We start from the raw sequence: 2,498 nt of genomic DNA on the forward strand, positions 1-2,498 counted from the left end.
GACCCTGTACCGTGCTGCCAAGACGTTGGGTACGCACACCGGGCCGGGTCTGCGCGGCGGCCACCAGCGACAGGTGGCGCTCGTCCGAGTACGGCTCGAAGTAGGCAAACCAGATGCTGTCGTGCTCGGGCGTCACTTCGATGGTCATCGTCTTGCCGTCATAGCGCGTCGGCACACGGAACCAGTGCTCGCGGTCGTACGAGGCGACGGCCTGGTAGTCCTTCCAGCCGGCGGCGTACGTGCATTCCCCGGCGTTTTCCAGCGCGAGCTTGCACGCCTGGCCCTGCACGCCCTGCAGGCGGAAGTGGAACCACTGCGTGAAGTCGGCGTGCGAATCGCGGCGAATGCGCAGGCGGATGGCATCCGCGCGCGCGGCATCGACAATCTCGATGGCGCCGCTGTCGAACGAACTGGAGATGTACGGTTGGGTGGATGTCATATCGAGTCCTGTCAGTGCCTATCGTTACATTAAGACAGCGAATTCAGTTCAGGCGAGCTTGCGGCGGAAAACCCAGCGCTCGTCGTCGGAGTCTGTGGCATCAAACGCGTAGCCGTCCACGTCGAACGCCTTGAGTTTGCGCGGATCGGTGATGCGGTGTTCGATCGCATAGCGCGCCATCAGCCCACGCGCACGCTTGGCATAGAACGAGATGATCTTGTACTGGCCGTTCTTCCAGTCTTCAAAGACGGGCGTGACGATGCGCGCCTTGAGCACCTTGGCCCGCACCACCTTGAAATACTCCTCCGACGCAAGATTGACGAGCACGGGGTCGTCGTCCTGCTTGAAGAGCTTGTTGAGCGCGAGCGTCACATCGTCGCCCCAGAAGGCGTAGAGATCCTTGCCGTGCGGGTTGGCCAGGCGCGTGCCCATTTCCAGGCGGTACGGCTGCATCCAGTCGAGCGGGCGCAGCACGCCGTACAGACCCGACAGAATCCGCAGATGCTTCTGCGCAAACTGCAGATCGTCGGCCGACAGCGAATTCGCATCGAGCCCACCATAGACGTCGCCATCGAAGGCCAGCACGGCCTGCTTGCTGTTGTCGGCGGTGAAGTCGGTGGACCAATCCCCATAACGGGTGGCATTGAGCACTGCCAGCGGGTCGGAGATCTTCATCAGCGTACCGATCTGGGCCGGCGACAGCTTGCGAAGCACATCAATGAGTTCTGCGGAGCGCCCGATGAAATCGGGCAGCGTATGGGTCTTGGTGCGCGGCGGCGTGTCGTAGTCGAGCGACTTGGCCGGCGAGAGGACGATGATCATGTCAGAATCGCGGTTCACAAGTCTGGAATTGTATCGAATGGCAGACGCTGCCGCCCCGACCCCAACCCTGTGCACGCCGCAGCGTCCACGTGTTGTGCTGGACTCCAACATCTGGGTCGACATTCTCATCTTCGACGACGCCGTTGCTCGCCCCATCCGTGCCGCGCTGGAAGCCGGCCGGCTGGACGCCATCATCAGCCCCGCATGCCGCGAAGAACTGCGCCGCGTGCTGGACTATCCGCAGTTCGCGCACTATGCCGTCGACGCTGCTATCGCCCTCGCCTGGGTCGATCGCGTGACCCGCTCGGTGGCCGATCCGGAAGATGCGGCGCGCGCGCACGGCGAAACGTTCGTCCCACGCTGCAAGGATCGCGACGACCAGAAATTCCTGGTGCTGGCCGATGCCGCCAACGCCACCTATCTCGTCTCCAAGGACAAGGCTGTGCTCAAGCTCAAGCGCCGCATGGCCAAGTACTGCGACGTGGCGGTGCTGCCGCCCAAGCAGTTTGTCGCGCAAGTCCAGTTGGAAACCGCTCTCCTCGCCCAAGCCTGATCCCGTATTGCCATGACCACCGCCATCGCCGTGTCCGCTGCATCGCTCGCGCCCATCGCTTCCATCCCCCCCTTGCCCTCGCGGCTGCCGAACGTGGGCACCACCATCTTCACCGTGATGTCTGCACTGGCAGCGGAAAAGCAGGCCGTCAACCTGGGCCAGGGTTTTCCGGATTTCGACTGCGACCCGCGCATCGTTGATGCGGTATCCGACGCCATGCGCGCCGGCCTGAACCAATACCCGCCAATGACCGGCGTGCCCGCCCTGCGCCAGGCCATCGCCGCGAAGGTCGCCACGCTATACGGCCATACCTACGATGCCGACCGCGAAATCACCATCACCGCCGGCGCCACGCAGGCACTGCTGACCACCGTGCTGTGCTGCGTGCATCCGGGCGACGAAGTCATCGTCTTCGAGCCGACGTACGACAGCTATATCCCGTCGATTGAGCTGGCCGGCGGCAAGGTCGTGCCGATCACGCTGAATGCACCGGATTTCCGCATCCCATTCGACACGCTGGCGGCAGCCATCACGCCGCGCACACGCCTCATCATGCTCAATACGCCGCACAACCCGACTGGTACGGTCTGGCATGCGGACGACATGCAGAAGCTGGCCGAGATCCTGGCGCCCACCAACGTGCTGCTGCTCTCCGACGAGGTGTACGAGCACATGGTGTACGAC

General features: G+C 63.5%; 4 protein-coding genes. 2 read left to right on the top strand and 2 right to left on the bottom strand.

What is annotated here, in order from left to right:
* Both JHD73_RS27445 and yaaA read right to left on the bottom strand, forming a co-directional pair.
* Positions 1 to 439 (bottom strand): M14-type cytosolic carboxypeptidase (locus JHD73_RS27445; protein ID WP_233177189.1); only part of this gene is annotated, 439 nt, incomplete at its 3' end.
* 48 nt (positions 440 to 487) lie between these two features.
* Positions 488 to 1,261, bottom strand: coding sequence for a peroxide stress protein YaaA (gene yaaA / locus JHD73_RS27450; RefSeq protein ID WP_199033289.1), 774 nt, complete (start codon positions 1,259 to 1,261; stop codon positions 488 to 490).
* 37 nt (positions 1,262 to 1,298) lie between these two features.
* Here yaaA and JHD73_RS27455 point away from each other — a divergent pair, with 37 nt between their 5' ends.
* Both JHD73_RS27455 and JHD73_RS27460 read left to right on the top strand, forming a co-directional pair.
* Positions 1,299 to 1,814, top strand: a complete 516-nt coding sequence (locus JHD73_RS27455; protein WP_199033290.1) for a putative toxin-antitoxin system toxin component, PIN family — start codon at positions 1,299 to 1,301, stop codon at positions 1,812 to 1,814.
* Between the two features lie 12 nt (positions 1,815 to 1,826).
* A partial coding sequence (locus tag JHD73_RS27460; RefSeq protein WP_199033291.1) for an aminotransferase class I/II-fold pyridoxal phosphate-dependent enzyme occupies positions 1,827 to 2,498 on the top strand: 672 nt, incomplete at its 3' end.

It is taken from the genome of Ralstonia sp. ASV6, from assembly GCF_016429285.1.
GTDB classification, from domain to species: domain Bacteria; phylum Pseudomonadota; class Gammaproteobacteria; order Burkholderiales; family Burkholderiaceae; genus Ralstonia; species Ralstonia flaminis.